5 protein-coding genes are annotated in these 2,597 nt (G+C 63.1%); 1 reads left to right on the plus strand and 4 read right to left on the minus strand.

Going from position 1 to position 2,597, the window contains the following annotated elements:
* Positions 1–119 (minus strand): ubiquinol-cytochrome c reductase iron-sulfur subunit N-terminal domain-containing protein (locus EN906_RS30350; RefSeq protein WP_127375614.1); only part of this gene is annotated, 119 nt, incomplete at its 3' end.
* A 312-nt stretch (positions 120–431) separates the two neighbouring features.
* Between EN906_RS30350 and EN906_RS30355 the strand changes: the two genes are divergently transcribed.
* On the plus strand, positions 432–776 hold the full coding sequence (locus EN906_RS30355) for a cupin domain-containing protein (protein ID WP_127270961.1): 345 nt from the start codon (positions 432–434) through the stop codon (positions 774–776).
* Between the two features lie 3 nt (positions 777–779).
* On the opposite strand, the gene EN906_RS30360 is transcribed toward EN906_RS30355, so the two are convergent.
* From EN906_RS30360 to EN906_RS30370, 3 genes are all read right to left on the minus strand, one after another.
* Positions 780–1,091 (minus strand): DUF6665 family protein, encoded by a 312-nt coding sequence (locus tag EN906_RS30360; protein ID WP_127270963.1) that lies wholly within the window; start codon positions 1,089–1,091, stop codon positions 780–782.
* A 1-nt stretch (position 1,092) separates the two neighbouring features.
* On the minus strand, positions 1,093–1,572 hold the full coding sequence (locus EN906_RS30365; RefSeq protein WP_127270964.1) for a GNAT family N-acetyltransferase: 480 nt from the start codon (positions 1,570–1,572) through the stop codon (positions 1,093–1,095).
* A 4-nt stretch (positions 1,573–1,576) separates the two neighbouring features.
* On the minus strand, positions 1,577–2,597 hold a 1,021-nt coding region (locus EN906_RS30370), incomplete at its 5' end, for an ABC transporter ATP-binding protein (protein ID WP_164777476.1).

Genomic DNA, 2,597 nt, shown 5'->3' on the forward strand with positions numbered 1-2,597 from the left:
GGGCGCATCTGGTCGATGAACGGCCACGCGAAGGCACCCGCGCCGACCACTGCGGCCATGCCGGTGGCGACGTAGAGAAAATCACGACGGTTGGGATCCTGGGTGTCGGTTGCGCTCACGGGTGCCTGATCCTTTCGCCTTTCCGTGCCGGTGGCTGAGCCTTGTTCCCCGCTCAATTACGCCAACCCGACAGCGCATGGCGAACAGGCTTGCGAATTCCTCCGGCATTTGGACTTCGGTTTATGCGTGAAGCCCGTTTTTGTCCAGACGGGTGAAGGCACAAGGGCAGATTGTCGCGGGGACAAAATCCGCCACCGCTCAACGCGACGCCGGATAGCCGCCAAACATCGCTAAACAACCGGGAAACAACCGCAAATCCGACGCCCCTGTTCGGCTCGACACAAGGCGCCAGCCGGGTCTATCCTTGTATCATGGCACACGTCATAGACCGCGACACCTGGTCTGTTCGCTCCGACCATTGGAAGGGCGAATTGCAATGTGGCGCCTACGGCTCCAACTCCTGCCTGATCTTCAACTATTTGCCTGGCGTCGGCGGCGGCCCCCGCCTGCACACGCATCCCTACGCGGAGATCTTCATCATCCGCCAGGGCACCGGCCTGTTCACTGTCGGCGACCAGGAGATCGAGGCATCCGCCGGCCAGATCCTGATCGTGCCGCCCAACACGCCGCACAAATTCACCAATCTCGGCCCAGGCCCGCTGGAAACGACCGACATCCATGAAAACGGCAGCTTCATCACCGAATGGCTGGAGTGACCCCTATTTCGCGCCGAGCCTGGCCAGCACCGCTCTCGGGATGTTGTATTCACGAATGACGGCATCGTGCTTGCGCAAGCCGCACAGCTCGCGCTGGATGAAATAGCCATGCACCGCCTCGGCGGCATCCTTGAGCAGCCGGGGGCGCAGTTGCTCGTCGGCATTGTCGCGCAGCCTGGCCAGCGTTTCCTCTACCCGCTGGCCGGCGCGGCCGAGTGCTGCCGCCTTTTCCGCCAATATTTCATGGCCGAGCGCGTCGAAGGCGGCTTCGGCGGCCGAGCCGCCGGCAAGATGAGATGGCGGACGCAAGGACATTTCAGTCTCCTTTCGCGAAAACCATGCGGTGAGTGACGAATTCTTCGCCTTCCACGTGCGTAAATCCAAGCCGTGCGTAAAAACCAAAAGCCTCTTGCGGCGCGCGGGTGTTCAGCGCGGCGAAATGGTGACGTGCCCTGTCGATAACGGTTTCGATCAGCATCCGGCCAAGGCCGGCGCGACGGTGACGCGCACTGACGAACAGGTGCCGGACCCGGCCGTGGTCCCTGGCCTCGAAATAGGGATCGATGTTCAACCCGCACACGCCGGCGAGTTCCCTTCCATCCCAGGCTCCGTACAGCGCCTCGCCCCGTTTCAGGAACTTGTTGCGGCCACTTGCCCAGCCATCCGCCAGGCGCACCAGCATCCAGTAGCCTTCCTGCCGGCTCTCTTCCTTCAGCGTGTCGAAAGCCGGCATGGTCGGCCGGAGCCGCTTGAGAACGTAGCCGACCTCTGAGATGGCGCCTGTTGATCCACCCATGGAGCTACTCCGCCGGGCGTGTCTCTTCGAGCACGCTGTCCTCGTGATAGAGAAAACCGCCGGACTGCCGCTTCCACAGCCGCGCATAGAGCCCCTCGAGTGCTACCAACTCGTCATGCGTGCCTTGCTCGACGATGCGGCCACCGTCGAGCACCACCAGCCGGTCGAGTGCCGCGATCGTCGACAGCCGGTGGGCGATGGCGATGACCGTCTTGTTTTCCATCAGCCGCGTCAGATTCTCCTGGATCGCCGCCTCGATGTCGGAATCGAGCGCCGAGGTCGCTTCGTCGAGGATCAGGATCGGCGCGTCCTTGAGGAAGACACGGGCGATAGCCACGCGCTGGCGCTGGCCGCCTGACAGTTTGACGCCGCGCTCGCCGACAAAGGCTTCGTAGCCGGCGCGGTCCCTGTTGTCGCGCAAGGTCAGGATGAACTCGTGCGCCTCGGCCTTTTTCGCCGCCGCGATCACCTCCGCATCGGTCGCGTCAGGCATGCCGAGCTTGATGTTGTCGCGCAGCGAACGGTGGAACAGCGCCGTGTCCTGGCTGACGACGCCGATATTGGCGCGCAGCGAATTCTGCGTGACTTTGGCGACATCCTGGCCATCGATGGTGATCGACCCGCTCTCCAGATCGTAGAGGCGCAGGATCAGGTTCGCGAGCGTCGTCTTGCCGGCGCCAGACGGTCCGACCAGCCCGACCTTCTCGCCCGGCTTGACGACAAGGTCGATGCCGTTCAGCACGCCGAAACCTTTGCCGTAATGGAACTCGACGTTGTTCACCTCGATACGACCGCCTGCCACCACGAGTTCCTTGGCGTCGGGCGCATCGATGAGGCCGAGGGGCTGCGAAATCAGCGCCTTGGAGTTCTCCAGCACGCCGAGGTTTCGCAAGATGCTGTTGAGCTGCATCATCAGCCGGCCGAGCAGCATGTTGAGCCGCAGCACCAGCGACAGCGTGAAGGCGACCGCGCCGACGGTGATCGAGCCCTCGACCCAGAGATAAACGGCAAAGCAGCCGATCGCC

It is taken from the genome of Mesorhizobium sp. M7A.F.Ca.CA.004.06.1.1, from assembly GCF_003999135.1.
In the GTDB taxonomy this organism is placed as follows: Bacteria; Pseudomonadota; Alphaproteobacteria; order Rhizobiales; family Rhizobiaceae; genus Mesorhizobium.